16 protein-coding genes are annotated in these 21,333 nt (G+C 57.9%); 7 read left to right on the forward strand and 9 right to left on the reverse strand.

Features of this window, described 5'->3' with window-relative positions:
- Positions 1-9 precede the first annotated feature (9 nt).
- Genes mutL through cmk form a run of 3 tightly spaced genes read left to right on the forward strand, consistent with a single transcriptional unit; the run spans position 10 to position 4,838 of the window.
- Complete coding sequence (mutL, locus tag GSQ86_RS00600; RefSeq protein ID WP_158748016.1) at positions 10-1,962, forward strand: DNA mismatch repair endonuclease MutL; 1,953 nt, start codon at positions 10-12, stop codon at positions 1,960-1,962.
- Between the two features lie 21 nt (positions 1,963-1,983).
- A complete protein-coding gene (locus GSQ86_RS00605) occupies positions 1,984-4,161 on the forward strand; it encodes a hypothetical protein (RefSeq protein WP_158748017.1) in 2,178 nt (725 codons plus the stop codon).
- Entirely contained in the window at positions 4,158-4,838 is a 681-nt protein-coding gene (gene cmk, locus GSQ86_RS00610) for a (d)CMP kinase (protein WP_158748018.1), read from the forward strand. Before GSQ86_RS00605 ends, cmk begins: the two co-directional genes overlap by 4 nt.
- On the opposite strand, the gene GSQ86_RS00615 is transcribed toward cmk, so the two are convergent.
- From GSQ86_RS00615 to GSQ86_RS00635, 5 genes are read right to left on the reverse strand one after another with little or no spacing between them, the layout of a single operon-like run.
- Positions 4,810-6,354: a DUF4097 family beta strand repeat-containing protein gene (locus GSQ86_RS00615; protein ID WP_158748019.1), complete on the reverse strand. Its 1,545-nt coding sequence runs from the start codon at positions 6,352-6,354 to the stop codon at positions 4,810-4,812. The two genes, cmk and GSQ86_RS00615, sit on opposite strands and share 29 nt — an antisense overlap.
- A gap of 3 nt (positions 6,355-6,357) precedes the next feature.
- Positions 6,358-6,663 (reverse strand): LiaI-LiaF-like domain-containing protein, encoded by a 306-nt coding sequence (locus GSQ86_RS00620; protein WP_158748020.1) that lies wholly within the window; start codon positions 6,661-6,663, stop codon positions 6,358-6,360.
- The gene (locus GSQ86_RS00625; RefSeq protein WP_158748021.1) at positions 6,660-7,532 is read right to left on the reverse strand and encodes a B-box zinc finger protein; all 873 of its coding nucleotides are present in this window, start codon (positions 7,530-7,532) and stop codon (positions 6,660-6,662) included. The genes GSQ86_RS00620 and GSQ86_RS00625 overlap by 4 nt, the downstream gene beginning before the upstream one ends.
- The gene (locus GSQ86_RS00630) at positions 7,529-8,329 is read right to left on the reverse strand and encodes an anti-sigma factor (RefSeq protein ID WP_158748022.1); all 801 of its coding nucleotides are present in this window, start codon (positions 8,327-8,329) and stop codon (positions 7,529-7,531) included. The genes GSQ86_RS00625 and GSQ86_RS00630 overlap by 4 nt, the downstream gene beginning before the upstream one ends.
- A gap of 42 nt (positions 8,330-8,371) precedes the next feature.
- Positions 8,372-9,127: an RNA polymerase sigma factor gene (locus tag GSQ86_RS00635; RefSeq protein WP_158748023.1), complete on the reverse strand. Its 756-nt coding sequence runs from the start codon at positions 9,125-9,127 to the stop codon at positions 8,372-8,374.
- Positions 9,128-9,389: 262 nt separating this feature from the next.
- Between GSQ86_RS00635 and GSQ86_RS00640 the strand changes: the two genes are divergently transcribed.
- Positions 9,390-10,916: a glycosyltransferase family 39 protein gene (locus GSQ86_RS00640; RefSeq protein ID WP_158748024.1), complete on the forward strand. Its 1,527-nt coding sequence runs from the start codon at positions 9,390-9,392 to the stop codon at positions 10,914-10,916.
- Positions 10,917-10,922: 6 nt separating this feature from the next.
- Here the strand turns inward: GSQ86_RS00640 and GSQ86_RS00645 are convergent, their stop codons facing one another.
- From GSQ86_RS00645 to GSQ86_RS00655, 3 genes are all read right to left on the reverse strand, one after another.
- On the reverse strand, positions 10,923-11,405 hold the full coding sequence (locus GSQ86_RS00645; RefSeq protein WP_158748025.1) for a DUF192 domain-containing protein: 483 nt from the start codon (positions 11,403-11,405) through the stop codon (positions 10,923-10,925).
- Between the two features lie 9 nt (positions 11,406-11,414).
- Entirely contained in the window at positions 11,415-14,003 is a 2,589-nt protein-coding gene (locus GSQ86_RS00650) for a SpoIIE family protein phosphatase (RefSeq protein WP_158748026.1), read from the reverse strand.
- A 170-nt stretch (positions 14,004-14,173) separates the two neighbouring features.
- On the reverse strand, positions 14,174-17,548 hold the full coding sequence (locus GSQ86_RS00655) for a TonB-dependent receptor (protein ID WP_158748027.1): 3,375 nt from the start codon (positions 17,546-17,548) through the stop codon (positions 14,174-14,176).
- 278 nt (positions 17,549-17,826) lie between these two features.
- On the opposite strand from GSQ86_RS00655, the gene GSQ86_RS00660 reads away from it, so the two are divergent.
- The 3 genes from GSQ86_RS00660 to GSQ86_RS00670 are packed head-to-tail and all read left to right on the forward strand — an operon-like array spanning position 17,827 to position 20,345.
- Positions 17,827-18,576, forward strand: a complete 750-nt coding sequence (locus GSQ86_RS00660) for a YggS family pyridoxal phosphate-dependent enzyme (protein WP_158748028.1) — start codon at positions 17,827-17,829, stop codon at positions 18,574-18,576.
- The gene (locus GSQ86_RS00665) at positions 18,573-18,860 is read left to right on the forward strand and encodes a DUF167 domain-containing protein (protein ID WP_158748029.1); all 288 of its coding nucleotides are present in this window, start codon (positions 18,573-18,575) and stop codon (positions 18,858-18,860) included. Before GSQ86_RS00660 ends, GSQ86_RS00665 begins: the two co-directional genes overlap by 4 nt.
- Before the next feature lie 42 nt (positions 18,861-18,902).
- A complete protein-coding gene (locus GSQ86_RS00670; protein ID WP_158748030.1) occupies positions 18,903-20,345 on the forward strand; it encodes a sodium:solute symporter in 1,443 nt (480 codons plus the stop codon).
- Between the two features lie 87 nt (positions 20,346-20,432).
- Here GSQ86_RS00670 and GSQ86_RS00675 read toward each other — a convergent pair whose 3' ends face one another.
- Positions 20,433-21,209, reverse strand: a complete 777-nt coding sequence (locus GSQ86_RS00675) for an MBL fold metallo-hydrolase (RefSeq protein WP_158748031.1) — start codon at positions 21,207-21,209, stop codon at positions 20,433-20,435.
- Positions 21,210-21,333 lie beyond the last annotated feature (124 nt).

The raw sequence follows: 21,333 nt of genomic DNA on the forward strand, positions 1-21,333 counted from the left end.
GAATTTCAGATGGGACGCATCCGCATACTCTCCGACCAGGTTGCCAACCAGATCGCCGCCGGCGAAGTGGTCGACCGTCCCGCGTCCGTCGTTAAGGAACTGCTCGAAAACGCACTCGACGCAGGCGCAACACGCATACGCGTCGAGGTTGAAGCCGGAGGCCGCAAGCTCATCCGCATCGCCGACAACGGCCAGGGCATGATGCGTGATGACGCGCTGCTCGCCTTCGAGCGCCACGCCACCTCGAAGATCCGCTCCAGCGACGATCTGCTCTCCATTGCAACTCTCGGCTTTCGCGGTGAAGCGCTTCCCTCCATCGCATCCATCGCGCGCCTCGAAATGGAAACCCGTGCAGAAGATGAAGCTTCCGGCACACGGATCGAAATTGTCGGCGGCAAAGTCCTCCGCGTTGAAGATGCCGGTGTGCCTCCGGGAACAACCTTCATCATTCGCGATCTTTTCTTCAACACCCCGGCGCGACGCAAATTTCTCAAGTCGGAAACTACGGAGTTGTCACACGTAACTGCATTAGTTACGCATTATGCGTTGGCGCATCCTGACAAGCACTTCGAGCTGCACTCGGCCACGCATGCGCTGCTCATCGCTCCTCCGGTAAGAAAACCGGAAGAGCGCATCTTCCAGATCTTCGGCGCAGAGACGCTCAATCAGCTGCTCCCCATCGCAGCGGAGCGTGCCTTCGACCGCGCCGGACTGCCCGAGCCCCCGCCATGGAAGCGCGATGACGATTATGAGCCGCCCGATCCCGGCTTCCTGCGCATCAGCGGCTTTATTGCCAAGCCCGAGCTGCAGAAGCTGAATCGCAACTCGATCTACGTCTTCGTCAACCGCCGCCTCATCCGTGACCGCCTGATCCTGCATGCCGTTACCGAGGCCTATCGCAACATCATCCCGCCAACGTCCTTCCCCGTCATCCTTATGTTCATGGAGATGCCGCCGCACGAAGTCGACGTAAATGTTCATCCAGCCAAGACCGAGGTCCGCTTCCGCCAGCAGTCGGTCATTCACGACTTCATCCGCGACAGCATTCGAAACAAGCTCATCCTCGCACGGCCCGCAGCCGGATTTCTCGCTGCGCTTACTGCCAATCCGCACGCTACCCCGTCGCTGATGCCGGATGTATCGCCCATGCCCGGCGAGCCGGAACCAACTCAGCCACCAGCGATGCCTGAGTCCGAACCGCCACCATCTACCGAGCAGGCTGCTGTCTTCACACTCACGCCGTCGGAGCCGGCGCCACAGGAAATCAGCCTCCCCTTCGCCGAAGCGCTGCTGATGCAGGCTAACGGCGCATCATTACCGCAGCAGCATGCCTGCGACGCGCAAACACCTATGGAGGAAGCTCCTGCTCCGAGCCTGAATGCATTGGCATCTCTCAAGCCGCTGGGACAGCTGCGCGAATCTTTTATCCTCGCCGTGAACGACGAGGGCTTCTGGATCATCGACCAGCACGTAGCCCACGAACGCGTGCTGTTTGAAAAAATTCTGCGCGAGCGCGAAGTTGAGCGCGTACAGCACCAGCGCCTCCTCATGCCCCTGCTCATCGAGCTGTTGCCTCACCAGATGGTCCTCTTCGCCCGCATCTCCGAAGAGCTCAGGCGCAACGGCTTCGAGGTCGAGCCCTTCGGCCCGCGCACCATCGCCATCAAAGCCGCTCCTGTCGGGCTCGAAGGAAAAGAGCTGGAGCGCACCCTGATTGAAGTGCTCGAACAGGCCGAGCGCGAGAACCAGGCGCAGAATCTGGACACTTTGCGCTCCCGCATCGCCGCCTCCATCGCCTGCCACTCGGCCATCAAAGTCAACATGCCGCTCGACCCCGTCCGTATGGAATGGCTGCTCGCCGAGCTGGCCAAAACCGACCATCCCACCAGCTGTCCGCATGGCCGACCCATCGCATTGCGGTATTCTTGGAAAGACATCCAGCGGGCGTTCCACCGCATTTAGGCCCGCAAGAAGAAGGATTCTTTGACAACAGAGCAGCTCCAGGCAGCACGCGCCGAAAAATGGCGGCAAAAGGCAAACCCGATCCTCACCATTGAGGACGCAGAAACGTGGATCGACTCCACCGGCGTAAGCCTCTTTCTGCCACGCAAGACACAGATACAATCTCCTGCGCCATCGTTTACCGAAGCTATCCATGGCGAAACCAACGCGACCCCGCCACCGGCTGCGATCCAGACCGCATTCGAGATGGCCCGTCGCCTCCTGGCCGATCAAAAGGCTACTCCGCTCAACCTGCTCGGCACCGCTTCTGAACAGCCGGACTTCCTTGCGTCGGTCGAGGCATTGCCATACGTCTTCGCCCTGCGCGGCGATCGAGACTGGAAGCGCGGCCCGAGAGACAAATCTTCGCCGCTGGTCGTCGAAACCTGGAAGCTGCTCAAGCGCGAAGGCGCTCTGACCGCGATTGAATTGCAAAATCTGCTGGGACGCGAAGTGACCGAGGCCGCTGTGCTCCGTGCCCTCGGCGAGCTTTGGGGAGCGTTCCGCGTACTGCCTATCTATACCGAAGGCGAAGACACCGCCTGGGAGCTCTTCGAATCGCGCCACCAAAAAGCCATGCAAAGCGGTGGAGGCATGGCGCAGGCTACCGCACTGTCGGCTCTCATCTCGCTCTACCTCGATACGGTCATCGCCGCTACTTCGGACGAGATCGAGACTTTTCTATCTCCGCTCGCACCGCGGTCGCGTATTCGCGAAGTCGTGAGCGGACTCACCACCACGCGCCAGCTTCTCACTATCGCGCTCGGCACCCAGAGTCTGCTTCACATTGCGGGTGGATTGCCGGAGTTTCCTGAAATCGAAGCTGCGCCGGAAACTGCAGCCGCAGCGGAATCAGCCGATGCTGCTCCGCGTGAGCGCAGGCCCTTCACTCCGCGCCGCACGGAAGATCGCGGTCCGCGCCGCGAACGTCCAGCCTTCGGAGATCGCCCGGCAGCCCGCAAACCCGCTGCTGGCGGTTGGAAACGCCCCGGCTCCGCGGGGCCGCGTCGCGAATGGACGCCGCGTCCTGCCGAAAAGGAAGGCAGCGAGTCTCGTCCTCGCCGCACAGCAGCCGGAGAAGGCTTCCGTAAGCCATTTCGTCCGCGTACCGGCGAATCTGCTGGAGCACCGCGCAAGGAATGGAAGCCGCGCCGCGAAGGCGAAGGACCGCGTGAATTTCCGCCGCGCCGTCAGGCCGGTCAAGGCGGCGGATTTAAGAAGCCGTATCGCAGCCGCACAGAGGGCGCAGGGTTCGAGCGCCGCGAGGGCGGCAGCAGTGAAGGCCGTCGCGAATTCAAGCCGCGCCCATCAGGAGGATTCCGTCCTCGCCGCGAAGAAGGCAGCGAAGGCGCGAAGAAGCCCTTCGGCAATCGCACCGGCGACCGGCGACCAGGCAGTAAATTTGTCTCCCGTGAAGGCGGCGCTGCAAGGCCGCCACGCAAGGATTGGAAGCCGCGCCGCGAGGGCGAAGAGCGCTCCGAATTTCGACCACGCCGCGCCGAAGGCGGCGAGGGCGCACGCAGATCTTTCGGCAAACCTGCGGGTGACAGAAAACCCGCCGGCAGGTCGTTTTCGCGTGAGCGCGGCCCGGCTGGACCGCGCAAGGAATGGAAGCCACGCCGCGAAGGCGAAGAGCGCTCCGAGTTTCGGCCACGCCGCACCGAAGGCGGCGAGGGCGCACGCAAACCTTTCGGCAAACCGACCGGAGACAGAAAACCCGCTGGCAAGTCGTTTTCACGCGAGCGCGGCCCGGCTGGACCGCGTAAGGAATGGAAGCCGCGTCGGGAAGGCGAGGAGCATCGCGAATTTCGACCACGCCGCGCCGAAGGCGATGCAACCGAACGCCGTCCTTTCAAGCCCCGGCCAGCCGGCGGCAGCTTCCGTCCGCGGCGCGAAGAAGGTGCTCCCGGCGACAGACCGAAGTTCGGCGCAAAACGGCCTGCCACCCGCGAAGGCTTCGACCGCAAGAAGCCGCCGCAACGCGAGCGTGCGGCAGGCGAAGGCGCAGAACGTCCGAAGAAGTCCTTCTCCAGGCCAGCCAGCCAGGGCGGCAAGAGCTTCGGATTCAAAAAGAGCACGGGCAAGAAGTCGTCTTTCGGCGGCAAGCGTCCGGGCGGCAAGCGTCCGAATAACCGAAAAGGAAAGAAATCCGGCGAATGAGTGGAACCCGTCGCTTGATTGTGGCCATTGACGGTCCCGCGGGCGCAGGCAAAAGCACCGTGGCAAGCCGTCTGGCCGCCCGCTTTGGCCTGCTGAACCTCGAAACGGGCGCCATGTACCGCGCCTTCGCTCTGAAGGCTAACGAAAACAGCATCGATCCCGGAGATACCGTCGCTTTGGGGCAATTGGCCGCGCGCACCTCTATCACGCTCGAGCCGACCTCTTCCGGCAATCGCGTTCTGCTCGATGGAACCGACGTTACTACCCGCATCCGCGAAGCAGCCGTCACGCAGGCGGCATCGCTGGTCAGCGTGCATCCGCCCATCCGTCAATGGATGGTCAACCTCCAGCGCAAGCTCGGAGCAGATGGCGGGGTTGTCATGGAAGGTCGCGACATCGGGACTGTCGTCTTCCCCGATGCTGACCTGAAGATTTTTCTCGACGCCTCTCCGGAAGCACGCGGCGAGCGCCGCTATGAGCAATCCGGAAAATCATCTCCGCAGGAAATCATTCTCAGGGAAATCCGTGAGCGCGACGACCGCGACAGGAACCGGGCGCAGTCTCCATTGAGACCTGCACCCGATGCCGTCGTCATCGACTCCACCCATCTGACGCTCGAAGAAGTCGTCAGTCAGGCCGAAGCGCTGGTTACTGCTCGGTTGGCTGCGCCGGCGTAGCCGGAGCGGCCGGTGCGCGCAGGTGTTTCGGAGCTGTCGGCGTTGGCGGAGCCGGAGGCGCTGGTGGAGCAGCCAGCCCGCCTTTGCGGATTTGCAGATCGCCATGCCCGGTTGTCAATTCCAGATGCGGACCGCCGTTACCGACCTGCCCCTGCGCCGACTTCCGGTCGCCTGAATTGGTCATCGTCAGCGGAAAATCCGTGTGCAGATCCCCGTCGCCGTTCGAAGCAGTCACGGCGAAGCTTGCGTTTTCCGGCACCGTTACCGAGATGTCCCCTGTGCGATTGCTGATCTGGAGATTGCCCAGCGGCGTCGCCGTCGTAACGCTGATATCGCCGTTATTGTTCTCAATATGAGCATCCCCCCCAATCTGCGACAGATCCATGTCCTTTGAACGCGAAACGATGCGCATCGGCCCAGTCGCCTGGCTGATATTCAGATCGCCCGAGTCCATCGTCAGATCGCCCTGCAGCTTCGGAATCGTAAGATCCGTTCGGCTGGAGTGGAAATGGACTGCCGACCCGATCTGTTCCAGATGCGTATTGCCAAAGAACTCGCCATCAAGATTCACCTTGCCCTTAATGTCAGAGAGCGTCACATCACCCAGGTGGCCGTCCACTGTCACGTCGCCTGCAATCTGGTGAGCCGAAAGGTCGCCATGCTCCATCCGCGCGTGAACGTTGCTGCCCACATCGTCGAACTTCACGTCACCGTGTCCGGCCGTAACATCCGATCCGGCCTTCAATCCTTCTATGGTCACGTCACCGCGCCCGGCGTTGACGACCGTGCTTGCGTCGGACGGCAACTCCACCGTCAGGTCGACGCGGGCATTGTTTCTGCCCTCGACCGTCAGCACGGCATTCGCACCCGAATTCACCACCTTGGGCGCAATCACATCGAAAGTCTTCCGTGCTTCGTTATCCGATGAGCTATGCACAACCTGGTGCGCTCGCACCCGCATCTTGCCATCGCTCGAAGCGGTAATCGTCACATCGCCACGCGGATTCTGGATCTGCACAGCTGCATTCGGCGAGATGGCTTCTTCCTGTTGCACATCATTATCGTGCTCTTCGCCCATCATCGACCAGAAATCGTTGCCGTTGTCAGAGAACTGATCGCTCAACGGTCCCCACATGTGCGAAGCATGGGTGCCCCATCCGCCAAGCAGCAGAAGAAGAATCAGAAACCCGAAGCCTCCCATCGAGCGGCGCCCTGCATACGGATTGTTCCGGTCAAGGAAGTATTCGAGCAACAGAATCAAGCCGATGCCGATAAGCAACAGTGGCCACCACTGCGCATACCATCCCCAGAAACGTGCGGCGCTCAGCCGTCCCATTTCCATCAGCAGTGCCAGGATGCCGATCACGAGTAGAATCATCGGCCCCGCAATGGAAGGACGGTGATAGTAGCGCCAGTAATAGCGGCGGCTGCGAGCAGCTTCCTTCTGAGCGCGCCCCCATGCTTTCCACTGGTCGCGGTTGTCGCGCGGACTATAAGGCGGAGGTGATGCGGCCACGGCTTACCCCCTGTCCCCGGAATCCGGATGGATTGCCTTGTCTGTAGGAATCAAAGCGGTTGAGCCGGTGCTGGAAACTCCGGCGGCTGGCGGATAACCGGGATAGCCTTGCTGGGGGTAGCCCGGCGGCGGCTCCGCGTTGGCTAAAGCCGCGCGCTGTGCCAGTTTCAATACGCCCAGCACGATCAGATAAAGCGGCCAGCTGCGGCCAAAGCTCAGAATGTCCCACTGGTCGAGCAGCGCGGCCACGCCGAAGGTAAGCAGCATAGCCGGACCCTGGATGCGATGCAGGAAAATATACCTGTTCATTGCACACCTCCTGCTGGTGGGGCCGGCGGCGGGGTTTCCCGCGTGCGCCGAACCAGCATCCACACACCTACTACGATCACAATCAGAGGCCACCCACGGCCAATCCAGTCGAAGCGTAGGACACCCAGCGTGCTGAAGAGAAAGAGCATGCCCACGACAATCAGCACGATCGCTCCCACAGGCTCCGGCCTTCGACCCGGAAGATCAGGCGGCGGCATCGGAGGCGGCACTGGCGGCACCGGCATATATGGCTCGCCGCCGTACTGCTCTCCATACGACGCCGGAGGAGGCGGTGGCGGCGGATAAGCTCCGGGCGCCGGCGGTATCCCTGCAAAGGGAGCCGATCCTGTAAAAGGTGCTCCTCCTACATACGCCCCGGGTGGTTGTGCCGAGTAGGTGCGGTTAGGCACTCCCAGCCGCTGACTCAGCTCGTTCAATCCGAACGGATCAGGCAAGGGCAGGCCTTCGCGACGCGCTCTGGCTGTCTGGTAGGCATCGAACGCCTGATAAAAAACCCAGGCTGCGATGAAGATGCCGAACAGAGGGTGCTCATTCGTAATGGCAATCAGCACCACAAATACCAGCACATGAATCAACGCCTTGATGAACTGGCCGTTGTACATGGCTCCTACGCCGGGAATAAATCCAAGGCCCAAAGCCAATCCCGGGCTGGGTGACTCACCAAAGGGTGGCATAGCGGCGTTCGGCGATGGATTTGCCGTGGCGCCAGGAACTCCAAGCTTTGCTGCAAGGCAGGGTTCGCAATAGATGACGCCCGAAATCGAACGTACACACTGCGCGCAAAGCGGTTTGCCGCAATTCTGACAGTAAGCCGCAACGGGAAGATCGGGATGGTTTGCGCAGTTCATACCAAGCTCCTTTCTGCCTGGTCTGATTCTTGTTTCACTACCACTCCATGTACCTCTTTACTTCTTTCTTCGTGACCGACCCTGTGACCAGTCCTGGTGCAATCCAGGCTGGCCAGAACCGGCTCTCCCCACATCACGACTTTTGGTTCCACCGGGGCCTTTGGTACCTGCAGTTTGCCGCCATTTTTATGCGCGTCACCCTGCGGATTCTTCTGATCTTTCTCATCTTTGCGCGGCTGCGTATTCTGGTCCGTATTCACATCCTGGCGAAGCTCGCGCATCTTCGACTCCACTTCGTACACCAGGCGTAGATTCTCGTAGTAGCTCACCATCTGCTTCTTCGCGCCGTAGAACTGCCGCGCAATATTCATCTGCAGCGCCGCCGGCTTCAAGTCCGCCGCACGGAACGTATCGATGCGAATCCCAAGCAGGTTCAGGGTGAGTGCGATGGAGAAGAAGGCCATCGCTGCGGTCATCAGCATGCGCGCATCTTTGAGGCTGCGCCGCATGGTGAAATGGCCAATCGGCAGAGCCATCGGCTGTGCCGCCCCGGCCACCGCCAGTTGCGGCAGGGATGCACCGCTGGTGCGGTCCAGAATCTTTGATACCAGGTCGGCAGGAACTGGCGGTTCCTCCTGCAGAAACTGCATCCACTCCCGCCCTTGCTTTGCCTGCGCCAGCATCTCGGCGCACATTGGGCAGTCTTTTCCGTGGAGATGAAAAACGGCCTGATCTTCAGCCTTCAGGCTTCCATCCAGGGCATCGACCAGCAGTGCTTCCCATTCCTCGCACGGCATTTGCCCCTTTGGACTTTGTTGAAATGGATTATGCTCCGACATTTAAACCACCTGCCTTCCACTACGATCGAGAAGCCGTGCCAGTTCCGCTCTACCGCGGCTGATACGCGACTTCACAGTCCCTTCAGGAATTCGTAAAACCTGCGCGATTTCTTTGTAGTCCATGTCTTGCAGATCGCGCAGAATCACTGCTTCGCGCAGTTCAGGCGAGACTTTCGTCAATGCCTGCTGCACCATTTTTTGTAGTTCTTTTCTTGCCGCATGCTCGTGCGGTGTGGGTCGCGGATCGGAAAGCCTCTCCGCGATTTGCTGCTCATCATTCTCGTCCCAGCCGGCATCCATGGAATCGGTCACGCGCTGCTGTTTTGAGCGGCGGAAATGATCGACCAGAAGATTCCGGGTAAGAGTCGTAATCCATGTCTGGAAGCTGCCTCTGGCAAGATCGAATGTCGCCAGGTTTCCGTAAATCTTCAGAAAAGCTTCCTGGGCCAGGTCTTCGGCGTCATGCGGCGACCCGGTAAAGCGGTAGCAGAGCCCATAGACGCGGCGATGGTGTGCTTTGACCAGTTCCGTCCATGCCAGCGAATCGCCGTCTAGGCAGCGCTTCACTACCAATTGCCAGTCCGCTTCCAAATGCCTGTCCCCTGTCTTGTCTACCGACCGGCGTGTCCCGCTGGTATCTCCGGCACTTTGTGGTCGCTGCCAGGAATCAGGGAATTGTGACCGCGTCTGTACGCTTCTTGTTCCCGTTCTGGCGGCGCCCCACCCATTCCACGTTATGGTGCCGGCTGCGCTCATGCAACAGAATACGCAGAAAATTGCGATCCGGTTCCCTGCAATGGTTCACGATCTTTGTGAACCCGGCACGCCGCGATCCCAGGAGCCATGGAAGCTGATTTTTTCCGCTTTTAGCCATAAGGCTCTTTATTTAGAAGCCCGATAAGCAATTGCCCCGCCTCGATTTCCAAAGCTTCGATAAACTGGAGAAAACCTCACGCAGCACAACGCATTCATAACCAATTCCACCTTGAAATTTCTTGAGGAGTGCCTCGTAACAACAATGAAGTGGACGCGGGTATTCACATTCGTATGGATCACGGCCCTCTGCCTGCTGTATGCAGTACACCTGCTGCACCTGCGCGCCGATTTCCCCAATTTTTCTCCCTGGATGGATTACTCCAAATACACCGACGAGGGCTGGTATGGGAGCGCCGCCATCCGCCATTTCCTCAGCGGATCATGGCGCCTGCCCGGTGATTTCAATCCGGGAGCCGCGCTCCCGGTATGGCCGCTGCTCGAAGGCATCGTCTTCCGCTTTACCGGCGTCAGCCTGGTCGCCGCCCGCCTGCTCGTGCTCGTAGTCTTTGCCGGCAACCTGCTGCTGACCTACGCGCTCGTCCGGACGAACCACACCCGTACCATGGCGCTGCTGGGCGTCACACTCGTCGCTTCGAGCGCCTTCATCTTCGCCTTCAGCCGCCTAGCCATCCTCGAACCGCTCCTCGTCTTCTGGATGCTGCTCTCATGGCTGTTGACTCTGCGCTTGCCGAAAGCTCTGTCGGCGACCGCGCGCGGAATCATGCTCGCAGCCATCGGTTTCCTGATCTGCCTCGAAATCCTGACCAAGACTACCGCTATCTTCCTGCTTCCTGCGGGCATGTATCTGCTCTGGTATGCGGCCGCCTATCGAATCCGCGTCTTCATCCGGTACGCAGCAGCCGTAGGGACAGCCGCGATTCTTCCCTGGGCAGCCTATTTCTTCCTGATCGTGCGGCCACACTACCTTTCCGACTATCAGTATCTTTTTGCCGCGAACCGGTGGGACCTGCCGACTACCGCAGGCGGCTGGATCATGGCTTTCTGGTGGGCGCTTCACGGCTCTTTATGGATGGACGGGCTCATCTGCCTGCTCGCTGTGGCCCTACTGATTCTGTCTGTTGTGTGGCTACGAGGATTCTGGAAAAATCCCCTGTTTGTAGCTTCCCTTCTGGCTGCCGCCGGGTACATTTTCTTTACCGGATGGCACAACAATCCCCAGCCGCGCTATTACCTCGTCGTCGCGTTCCCCATCATTCTCATCGTCTGCGCGGGCACTGGCTTACTGCTGGCAAAGCATAAATGGGCGGGATTCGCAGCGATAGCTGTGATCCTGATCAGCATTGGGCTGAACCTGCGCATGATGGCTGGTTTCCTTCGTCATCCCGAGTACACCTTTGTAAATGCAGCGAACGGCGTGACGGACTATATCGACCAGCACCCCAACGGCAACCGCCTTCTGCTCTCGATCAGCGGATCGAACATCACTCTCATCAATCATCTGCCGTCGATCTGCGACGACTTCGGCACCTACGACCTGCCCTACCGCATTCACACATACCAGCCGGGATGGTACGCAGCCTGGAACGAGCTCGATCCAGGTACGCTTGAAGACCTGCAGACACAATATTCTCTGCAACAGGTCGCCGAGTTCCACGCTTTCGACGATTCCGACAGAAACGTCCTGATTCTCTACAAGCTTCTCCCTCTGCCGGCAAATAAGCAGCACTACCAGGCTGCGATGGAAGAAACAGCTAACGCCGGCAAATAAGCGACATTATTCAAGATTGAAATTGACAGTCTGACCAACCTGCAGTTCATGGGTCTTGATGGACCCGACCGGAAGCTCGAGCACATACATCGAGCTGGCATGGCCGCCATAAGAAGGACAGGTGTTTGCTTTACCTTTGCATGGGGGCGTGTCCGGAGAGAGTTCGACAATTCGATGGTTTTCGTCCATCCAGACGATATCGAGCCCGATCTTGCAGTCGTACATCCAGTAGGAATATGGAGCGGTCCGTTCGTGAATAAACAGCATGCCCCGCCCCTGTGGAAGGCTGCTTCGCTCCATCAGTCCAAACTCGCGCTCCGGTTCTATTTTCGCCAGCTCCACGTGTACGGTTGAGCCATCCGGCAGCATCACCAGCGTATTGGCAGCACGGGGCGCAACGTGAGGAATGACCGGTTCCTGCGCCAACACGCAATAGCCGGCGCAACTCAGCACCAGCCCTATAATTCCTGCAAGCCATCGTCTCTGCATAATCTGATTTTACGAGTCCAGCTTCAGAATGAGCATCGTCATGTCGTCATGCTGCGGCGCTCCTGCCGTAAACGCGTCTGCGGCCGCAAACAGATCGTCCAGCACCCCGTTGGCCGATTTTTTGATCGAAGCACGTGCGGCAATAATCATCCGCTCCTCACCCCACTCTTCGTCTTCGTGAGTCATCGCTTCGCTGATGCCATCCGTATAGAGCAGAAGCAGATCGCCGGGCGCGAGCATCATGGTTTGCTCCGTGTAAGGAGCGAACGGCAGCAAACCCACTACAGGACCATCCGCTTCCAGCCTGATGGTTTCTTCGCCACGCAGCACTACCGGCGGATTATGCCCGGCATTGACGCACTCAAGCCTGCGTGTCTCCGGATCATACGAAGCAAAGAAGAACGTCGCGTATCGATTCGAAGCCGAGGCCTCATAAACCAGCTGGTTGATCTTGTGCATGAGCTTGGCGAAATCGCGCGGACTGTCCAGCGTCACACCACGCAGCGATGCCCGTAGGCTCGCCATCAACAGCGCTGCCGATATGCCCTTCCCCGATACATCGCCCACCGCCAGCCCAACCCGGCCTTCCCCCAGATCGAGCACGTCATAATAGTCTCCGCCCACGCCCAGAGCCGGACGGCAGAAACCCGCAATCTTCGCGCCCGGAAGCACCGGCATCTCCTGCGGAAAGAGCCTCTCCTGCACCTCGCGCGCGATTTCCATCTCGCGGTTATTCCGTTCGCGCTGCGCCGCCTCATTCGCCAGCGACCGCGCCAGTTCGCTGACCTCCAGCGCCAGCCCTGTCTGCGACGCCAGCGCCTGCAGCAGCTTCAAATCTGCTGAAGAATAAGCTGCCTCCGATCGCTTCGGCCCCAGCGCCATTACGCCCATCATCCTGTTTCTACCCGGAAGCGGCAGCAACAGCTCGGCATTCAGCTTGTCGAGCGCATAGCGCTCCGCCGTTCCCGCCATCAGGTACCACGCATCCGGATCGTCCCGATAAAGCCGCGCCGGCTCATTCGAATTCGTCAGAAAACGAACCGTAGACGACTGCATCGGCAGAGTCAGCGTTCCCGACGCCGAGATGCCAATCGACTGCTGCAGCACAAAATACTCGCCCCGCTGCAGAAGCATCGCAATCTGGTCCACATGCAGCGTATCCACGATGCACCGTCCAACCGTTTCCAGCAGCGGACCCGTTTCCGTGTAGCGGCGTACTTCTTCGGCAAGCTCATTCAACACGCGCTCGGCATCGTAAGCCTCGCGAAAGAACCGCCGGTCAATCCACTGCTGCAGCCGCTTGCGCACGCCCACCCGCAGCACCAGCACGATTCCGAAAAAGATCATCGGACCGATAGCGTCCGAGAGCTGCGGCTGCTTCTTGCCAAACAGCGGCATCACCAGTTGCAGCGTAACCACCGCCACCAGCGCAAACTGCACTACCCACAGCGTCGCCTTTGCCAGTGCGTACCGCGCGCCCGTGCGCAGCAGGATGCGCACATCCATCGCGCGCTGCACCAGCACCACATAGACCAGAGTGAGTGGAGCAAACAGAAATACCGCCGCCGCAACATACTCAATCCAGAGATATCTCCTCATATCGCCGGTAATGCCGAACCGCGGCAGAACCACCACCGCCACCAGGAATGCCCCCATCCCGATGCTCATGCCCGTCGTCAGCACGCGGAGGCGACGACGAGCGTCTTCCGTAGAGGCGGACCGCAGCTTGTCCAGAGTTAGCGCCAGGTACAGCGCGATGCACATCAAATCCAGAAAATTCTCGATGCGCTCGGCCCAATCATCCAACTGAGCCAGAAGGGGCGCATTACCGGAACCAAAGCGGTCTCCATAAACAGCGGGCACCATCACCAGAGCACAAAGGATTAATGGAACCAGGATCAGCCACTTGATCCAGGGAAACCTCACGTCCCAACGCGAACGCTCCGGAAAATACATGCCAAAGAGCAACAGCGCCGGAATCGCCGCAAATTGCAGCACCTGAAACCATGTCTCCGCCAGCAGCGCCGCCAGACCCGTGGCAAACCCATGGTGATTCAGGAAAAGCACGCTGGGAAAGGTAGTAAGCAGAATCAACAGCAGCCATGCATTGCCTTCCTGCGGCTTGACCAGCACTACCCAGCCGCCCATCAGCAGGCACCCAAGCGCAACGGTGGAAAGAAATATCTCCTGAAAAATCAGTACCGTATTCGGAACGCCGGCGAGAACGGGCTTGTGCCGCACGAATGTAATCGTGGCCGTCCCGGAACTTCCATCGCTCCGTGTGAAGCCGACATCCATCATGTCGTCGGCGTGAGCGGTATTCACAATCTCATCCCACACGCGTGCCGAATAAGGAACGCCGTTCAGCGAATCCAGCTTCGCTCCCTCGGAAACCTTGGCCGCTTCCGCCTCCGGTTGCAGTCCGCGAATCACCCGGGTATCGGGATCGTAAGAAAATGGCGCCTGGACATGCCGGTCCGCATGCAGGATCGCCGTCCAGTGGTCCAGGGTCATGGACAACCAGTAGGTCACACCAGCCAATACATAAAGCCCCAGGAAAAAGCGCAGCAAATTGGGAGATAGTCGTTTGTTTTTCATTAATCCCTGGCCACCATAGTAACTGGCTTTCCCCAGCTTCTACGCACAGAAGCGTTCGACGGTTCTCTCTGGAGAGACTGCATTAAGAAATAGACGAAAGCTTTACGCGAAGGCACAAAGAAAAAGGCGGCTCGCAAGAGCCGCCTTTCTGCGCTAAAAACCTGCTTCCGTTAAAACTGGAAGCTTGCCTTGAGCTGGATGATACGCGGTGAAGCGTCGCCGCCCAGACCGTTTCCGAAGATGCTGGTCGGAGTGCTCACTACGCTGTTGATCTTGCCGAAGAGCGAGCTGGAGATGTCGCTTACCGGCTGCGCAAAGTTCGGATGGTTGAAGAGGTTAAAGAACTGCGCTCCCACATTGATAGAGGCGCCTTCCCAGTGAGGAACGGCAAATCCCTTCTGCGCTGCGAAGTCGCTGTCCACATAATGCGGGCCGAAGAACTGGTTGCGACGCTGCACATTGAAGCCCGTCGGCGAAGCAAATCCGCTGAGCTGGAGGCAGGGTGTTCCCTCGCCGGTAGCAACGTTTGCAACTGCGCTCGAGCTGCAGCTGTAAGAGGGTTGAGGACCAAGCTGCTGCGCGAAGGCCGGGCCATAGTAATTCTGACTCTGGAGAGCAGAAGCAAGGTTGTTGTCCGTGATGGAGTATGGGAAACCGGTGTGATAGAAGACGGTTCCGCTCAACTGCCACTTATCCGTAAGGAGATGCGGTCCACCCCAGTAAGGCAGCGTAATCAGGTAACTGCCTGTGATGTTGTGACGCACGTCATAATCCGAGTTCCCATAGTTCTGGCTGAAATCGTACGGATTGTTCGGGCTGCTGCTGTTGCCGGGATTGAATGGCAGGAATCCGCCATTCGAAATCTCGTCCAGTGCGTGGCTATAAGTGTAGTTGACCGTGATAGTCGTGTACTTTTCGCGATGCGTCGCCGTTGCGGTCAGACCGTTATAGTTAGAACTCGCAGCGCTGTGATAGATCTGCACCTGAGCAAACGAAGGTACCGGAGCAGTCGTAGGCAGCGTCCCGAAACCATAGGAGTTGGCGCTGTTGTTTACGACCGGCTCGTGATACCCGTGATTGCCGACATAGCCAATCGCAAGTGCCGTGTTGTATGGGAACTGGTGCTCAAGCTGGAAGCTCCACTCCTCATACTGCGGATACTGGACATCCTGCGCGCCGGAAACGAAGTTTGGCGCCGAAAAAGTCGGATTGGCCGCTGAGAGGCTGTCATAGCTGGCTCCCTGGCTGAAGCCAGTACGGAAGGCGGTTGCATTCGTCGAGGCGATCTGCGATCCGCTACCCGCAAGCGATGGGTCAATCAGCTGGTCAAAAACAGCGAACGAAGGCTCGGTCGGCGGGTTCGCGATCAGGCTGTCTGCCACTGTTCCTGGGAAGACATCAGCGAACATACCGAAGCCGCCGCGAACAACCGTGTTCGGCGAAAGGCTGTAGTTAAAGCCGATGCGCGGTTCCACCATAAAGGACTGATAGCTGTGGAAGGCTTGGTGCTGGTTAGCATTGATGTAGCTGTTGTACGGAGTTGAGGTATTCGGGCTCTGGCCGAAGAAGTCGCCGGACAGGTTGGCAATGACATTCTTCGTGCTGATGGGGTTCGAGTTGTGCTCGACACGAATACCAGCGGTGAGCTTGAGGTTTGGACGGATATTCCAGTCGTCTTCAACGTATCCACCAAGCTGGTAGAAGGCCAATGGCTGCGACTTGCTCAGCGGGAAGGCTTGCAGCGTCTCGAAGGCATAACCGTCGTTGTATGAGCCCACGCCATACATGTTAGCCAGCGACGGACCAAAGCCGACCAGCAGCGGAGCCGTCAGCTCCATCGGGTCATAGTCGCTGATGTCATCACGCTTGAACGAAGCGCCAACTTTGATCGTATGATTGCCGCGGCTGATGCTCAGATCGTCGAGGAAACCATACTGAGTGGCGTTGCGGCCATTCGGGAAATAACCGTACTGATTGAGCGTGGTGAGCGTGTCCGTGTGGCCATAATGAGGGTTTGTGGTTGGGGTACCGCTCGTATCCTCCGCATCGGAGAACTCGAAAGTGCCCGGAAACGCAGCAAGGTTCGCAGCCGGATCAGGTGCCTGAAAGATGGCGCGATAGTAAGAACCGTTGATAGACAGCTGGTTAATAATGTTGGGCGAGAAGGTGTGCGTCTCTGCCAGCTGGCCTTCATAAGAGGGCTGGTTGCTGGTCAGATTGAACAACGGGTTGATCGGATCGGTAAACGAGGGCTGGAAGCCTTTGTCCTGCTTATAGCGGACATACATTTTGTCGTTGTCGCCGATGTTCCAGTCCGCGCGTCCTGTCAGAATCCACTCGTTGGCGCCCGAGGACGCTGTCGAACGGAAGGTGTTGACATCCGGGTTAACTCCACCGTCATCGACAAACGGAACGACTCCCGCTGCGCCATTGGCGTTGTTATAAAGCGAGAACATGTTCTGGTAGAACGGCAGTTCACTCGGATTGTTGGCAGCTACCGACGTCAGAACTGAGCTCTGATAGGTAGCGCTGGGAATGTAAACTGCAGTATTGGTAGGGAAAACGACGCGTAAACCTTCGGTATTGACAAAGAAGAACAGCTTATCCTTCTTCACCGGGCCACCAATCGCGGCTGCCCACTGGTTGTCATTATCGAACGGGCGCTTCACACCCTGCTGATTATTGAAGTATTCGTTCGCATTCAGGCTGCTGCCGTTCCACCAGTAAACCATGTTGCCGTGGAAGCGGTTTGTGCCGGAGCGGGTGATCTCGTTCATCTGCGCGCCGCCCAGGCCACCGTACTGTGCGCTGTAGGCGTTGCTGATCACCGTCGCTTCGCTGATCTCGTTGTTACCGAGCAGAATGTTGGTCGCACCCGAGTTATTCACGTTGAAAAACGGATCGTTCTCGTCAGTGCCGTTTACGGTGAAATTGTTCGAGGTGGCTGGCAGGCCAAAGCTCGAAAAGTTACCGTAACCGAACATTCCATTCGTGGCCTGCGTCGTCGTATTCATGGTGGACCCGGGCGCAAGCTGTCCAAGGAAGGTGATGTCATTGCCGGGGTTCGGCATGCTCTGCACTTGGCGCTGGTCAAAATTGGTGGAGATATTTGCGTCTTCGGTGTGAATCAGGGGCAGGGCTTCCGCGCTGACCTCAACCGTCTGCGAGCTGCCGCCGAGAGACATCTTGAAGCTGCCCGCTGCGATGATTCCAGCCTGGACTGTCAATTTCTCCTCGGCATTCTGAAAACCAGAGGCGGTAACGGTAATCTGATATTGGCCGGGCTTAAGTAAAGAAACGCGATATGTACCGGCATCATTGGAAACCACGTTCTTGACTTCGCCGGTATCCAGACTTTTTACAGTTACGTTCGCGTTCGGTACTACCGCGCCGGAGGGATCTGTGATGGTTCCTGCAATGTCACCGGAAATTACCGACTGCGCAGATGCCGTCGATACTGAGATCACCGAAAACGTTCCAGGAACTAACAACAATGCTGCAAGGGCAAGCGCCCCGAGCCGAAGCCCAGAGTTAATCTTTTTCATGTTAACTCTTATAGCAACTGGCTGGCCGTATCAATATGCTAATAGACCATGCTGGCCAAATTCATAAGGTAGTAATACTAAAGTAGTTAACTATGGGCGAAAATTAGGTGTCATTAACGTTGCTTCCTTCTGCTACAAAACGGTGAAGGGAGAATATGATTTTTAGTATTTGGCTCCTCTTTCAGATTCACTCCACGATCCCAAAATAAGGTCGAAATCGAGCCGAAAAAGGCTACTTAGACCACTCTTTCTCGGCATTCCTCTTACAATCAGTCTGCATGTCAGGTCATCAACACATTTCAGAAAATATCCAGCGGGTCGAAGAACGAATCCTGACGGCCTGTCGGCAGGCGGGTCGGGAAAGAATCCACGTCAGGCTCATGGCCGTCTCTAAAACCCATCCCGCAGAGTTGCTGGCGGAAGCCTTTACAGCGGGATTAAGGCTCTTTGGAGAGAACAGGGTGCAGGAATTCCAGGAAAAAAAAGCCGCTTTGGATAATCTCCGGATACCGGTCGCCGATACCTTCACATCGGACCATCGGGCGGCCGTTCATCTGATCGGACATCTGCAGTCCAATAAAACAGCACGCGCCGCCGAAATCTTTTCCGCCGTCGATACGGTCGATTCTCTCAAGCTGGCTCAGCGGCTGAATGATGCTGCCGCGAGGGCTAAACGTCAGCTTTCAGCTCTGATTGAACTCAAATTGAGCGAAGAAGAGGCTAAAACCGGCCTCGAAGCGGATTCCAGTGAATTGGCAGAACTGCTGGAGCAATTGCCGGATCTCCACCACCTCCAGACGCGAGGGCTAATGACGGTCGCCCCCTTCGATGAGAATCCTGAGACGGCCCGGAAGTGCTTTCGCAAATTGCGCCAGTTGCGCGAAGAGTTGGCAGCGCGGTATCCGCGCCTCGATTTCAAGGAGCTTTCGATGGGCATGTCGGGCGATTTCGAAATCGCCATCGAAGAAGGATCGACGCTGGTGCGAATCGGCACCGCCATCTTCGGCGCACGCCCGAAACCCGCATGATCGAGCTGCGGGAGACCGTAAATGGAGTCAGCTTCATCGTTCGTGTGCAACCACGCGCCAGCCGCACGGCAATCACTGGGTTCGTAGGCGATACCCTCAAGCTGGCTCTGGCTGCGCCTCCAGTCGAAGGCAAGGCGAACGAAGCTCTGGTCCGCTTCTTTGCCGATCTGCTCGAGGTGCCACGCTCTGCCGTCGAGATTCTTAGCGGCGAGCAATCGCGCAATAAAGTCGTGCGTGTCAGCGGAGTCACGCCCAGTTGGGTGCAATCCCGCCTGACGACCTGACAGCTTTGCCCGTACACTGACGATTACGGATAAAAGATACCTATGAGCCATCTATACGCCGCAGTGATCGGCGCGATCGTCCTTACTCTGCTGATTGTTTCACTCACGCGTCTGGGAAAGGTAAAAACCAAGGCCGACTATCTGGTCGCTGGCCGATCATTGCCCGCCTTCGTGCTGGTCTTTACCCTGCTCTCTTCCTGGATTGGCTCCGGCTCCCTTCTCGGAGGCGCCGAGAATGCATACAACCACGGCTTCGTGGCCCTCTGGCAGGGCGGCGGCGGATGGGCGGGTCTGCTGCTCATCTACTTCATTGCGCCGCGCGCCCGTAAGTTCGCGCAGTACACCATCCCCGATCTGCTTGAAGCACGTTACAACCAGACAGCCCGCATCCTCGGCGTGATCGCCACATTATTCACCTACGCGGCAATCAGCAGCTATCAATTGATCGGCGGCGGCGATATTCTCAGCCTCATCTTCCCCACCGTCATCACTCCTGATCTGGGCAAATACATCATTGCGGCCTTCGTCATCGTCTTTACCGCGATTGCCGGCATGTCTTCCGTTGCTTATATGGATGTCGTCATCGGCATGCTGGCTACTATCACCATGCTGATCGCCCTTCCGGTGCTGATGCACTCGGTTGGCGGCTGGAGCGGATTTCACGCAGCCTTGCCCGCCTCGCACTTTACCGTACTCGGCGGAGACACACTCATCCACGCGCTGGAGCTGTTTTTCCCAACGTGCCTGTTGATGATGGGCAACCAGACGATGTACCAGAAATTCTTTTCCGCCAAGTCGGAGAAAGATGCGCGTGTTGCCGTCGTGGGATGGATCATCGGCACCGTGATTCTCGAGACAGTCATTGTGATCCTGGCAATGCTCGGCCATGTGCGCGCCATCGAAAATCATGCCTCGCCATTTCCACGTGAGATTCTGGCCTTCACTGCTCTGCATAATCTCCCAACGCTGCTGGGTGCGCTGTTGATGGGGGCCATATTCGCCAAGATTATTTCAACGGCAAACAACTATCTCTTTTCCGCCTCTACGAATCTGGTCAATGACATTTTTGCGCGATATATTGCGCCGGATGCCTCAAACAAACGCATCCTCATCGTTTCGCGCCTGATGGTGGTGCTGCTCGGCGTCTGGGCGCTGTACCAGGCAATGCACACGGGATCGGTTCTCAAGAAAACGCTCTACGCCTACACCATTTATTCAGCCGCGCTCACGCCAGTCATTCTCGCGGCCTTCTACTCGCGGCGTGTGAATGCAGCAGGCGCGGTCAGCGCCATCGGCGCCGGAACCTTCATTACTGTCTTCTGGGATTCGAGCTTCGTGCACAATCATCTGCCGGCCGTGTTAGCCCAGCGGGACGCAATTTTTCCCGCTCTGCTGATCGCGGTGCTCTGCCTGGTGATCGTAAGCGCATGCACCAAACCGCCGCGCAAAGAGCAGGTGGCAATCTTCTTCGGAGATAACGCATAAAAAGAGGCAGGCGACCTGGGTTTGGGTTACTAGTTCGCCTGCCCTTGGGTTGAGAGCATGGTTTCGGACCGCTCTTCCCGAAAAAAACTACGTTGTCTTATCGAGCATGGTCACAACATCGCTCCAAGGCGTTGGCCCTTCGTGCATCGCATACACGGAATCGACCTTCAGATGCTCCCGCTCCACAGCCTGCCTCACTTCATGCATTAGCTGCGGATCGTAAAGTGTCTTATCCGGATTCACGACGAGCGTATCGCTCGCATAGAGAAGACGACGCTCAGGGAAATAAACCATGTATTGCCGCTCCGTCGATGCGCCCCTCAGCGGATAAAGCTCCATGCGATTCGCGCCAGAGCCCAATTCCATCCTGCCGGAAACAATCTTCCACTCGGGCTTCTTCCGCGATCTCTCCAGCGCATCAGGGTTGATCGTATGAGGAGCAGCAATCATCCGGCTCAGAAGTGCCTGATTGAGATCGAGAATATAGACCGGAACTCCCTGCGATACGTCGAAGCGAATGCCCCCGACATGGGGCCACGAATCCGAAGTTGAGAGCACAGCCTTGACCTTGGCTCCCGGATATTTCTTCTGCACCTCTTTAAAGATGCCCTGCGTAAACGTGCTTGAAATCGGCGTTTCGAGAACGACAACGCCATCCGGCTGTCTTACGATGGTTGTGTTCCACGATCCCTGATAAAGATCGATGCCGTCCGCCAATTGTGTGCTCTGGTCGTTACGAAATGGCTGCTCCCATCCCTTTTGCTGCGCACTCTGTTGCGCGACCTTTGCGTCCATCGCAAAACTCTTGTCATCAACAGGCACATTGAATTGAATATCGAGAACCTGTGCAGATTGCCAGATCACGCCATTGCGTTCCGTGATCTCGTTTGTGGGATAGACAATGCCCTTTCCGTACTGCCAGTTGTCCCAATAAATGTGGATGAGCAGGTCTTCCGGAACGGAGAGAGACTATTCCCATGAAGAAACC

The organism is Acidobacterium sp. S8 (assembly GCF_009765985.1).
GTDB lineage: Bacteria > Acidobacteriota > Terriglobia > Terriglobales > Acidobacteriaceae > Alloacidobacterium.

Excerpts from the sequence above, each read along its gene's own strand:
- GSQ86_RS00655 (WP_158748027.1), bottom strand. The coding sequence starts at position 17,548 with ATGAAAAAGATTAACTCTGGGCTTCGGCTCGGGGCGCTTGCCCTTGCA.
- GSQ86_RS00625 (WP_158748021.1), bottom strand. The coding sequence starts at position 7,532 with ATGAACTGCGCAAACCATCCCGATCTTCCCGTTGCGGCTTACTGTCAG.
- GSQ86_RS00650 (WP_158748026.1), bottom strand. The coding sequence starts at position 14,003 with ATGAAAAACAAACGACTATCTCCCAATTTGCTGCGCTTTTTCCTGGGG.
- cmk (WP_158748018.1), top strand. The coding sequence starts at position 4,158 with ATGAGTGGAACCCGTCGCTTGATTGTGGCCATTGACGGTCCCGCGGGC.
- GSQ86_RS00660 (WP_158748028.1), top strand. The coding sequence starts at position 17,827 with ATGTCAGGTCATCAACACATTTCAGAAAATATCCAGCGGGTCGAAGAA.
- mutL (WP_158748016.1), top strand. The coding sequence starts at position 10 with ATGGGACGCATCCGCATACTCTCCGACCAGGTTGCCAACCAGATCGCC.
- GSQ86_RS00670 (WP_158748030.1), top strand. The coding sequence starts at position 18,903 with ATGAGCCATCTATACGCCGCAGTGATCGGCGCGATCGTCCTTACTCTG.
- GSQ86_RS00645 (WP_158748025.1), bottom strand. The coding sequence starts at position 11,405 with ATGCAGAGACGATGGCTTGCAGGAATTATAGGGCTGGTGCTGAGTTGC.
- GSQ86_RS00635 (WP_158748023.1), bottom strand. The coding sequence starts at position 9,127 with ATGAGCGCAGCCGGCACCATAACGTGGAATGGGTGGGGCGCCGCCAGA.
- GSQ86_RS00630 (WP_158748022.1), bottom strand. The coding sequence starts at position 8,329 with ATGCCGTGCGAGGAATGGGAAGCACTGCTGGTCGATGCCCTGGATGGA.
- GSQ86_RS00640 (WP_158748024.1), top strand. The coding sequence starts at position 9,390 with ATGAAGTGGACGCGGGTATTCACATTCGTATGGATCACGGCCCTCTGC.
- GSQ86_RS00620 (WP_158748020.1), bottom strand. The coding sequence starts at position 6,663 with ATGAACAGGTATATTTTCCTGCATCGCATCCAGGGTCCGGCTATGCTG.
- GSQ86_RS00665 (WP_158748029.1), top strand. The coding sequence starts at position 18,573 with ATGATCGAGCTGCGGGAGACCGTAAATGGAGTCAGCTTCATCGTTCGT.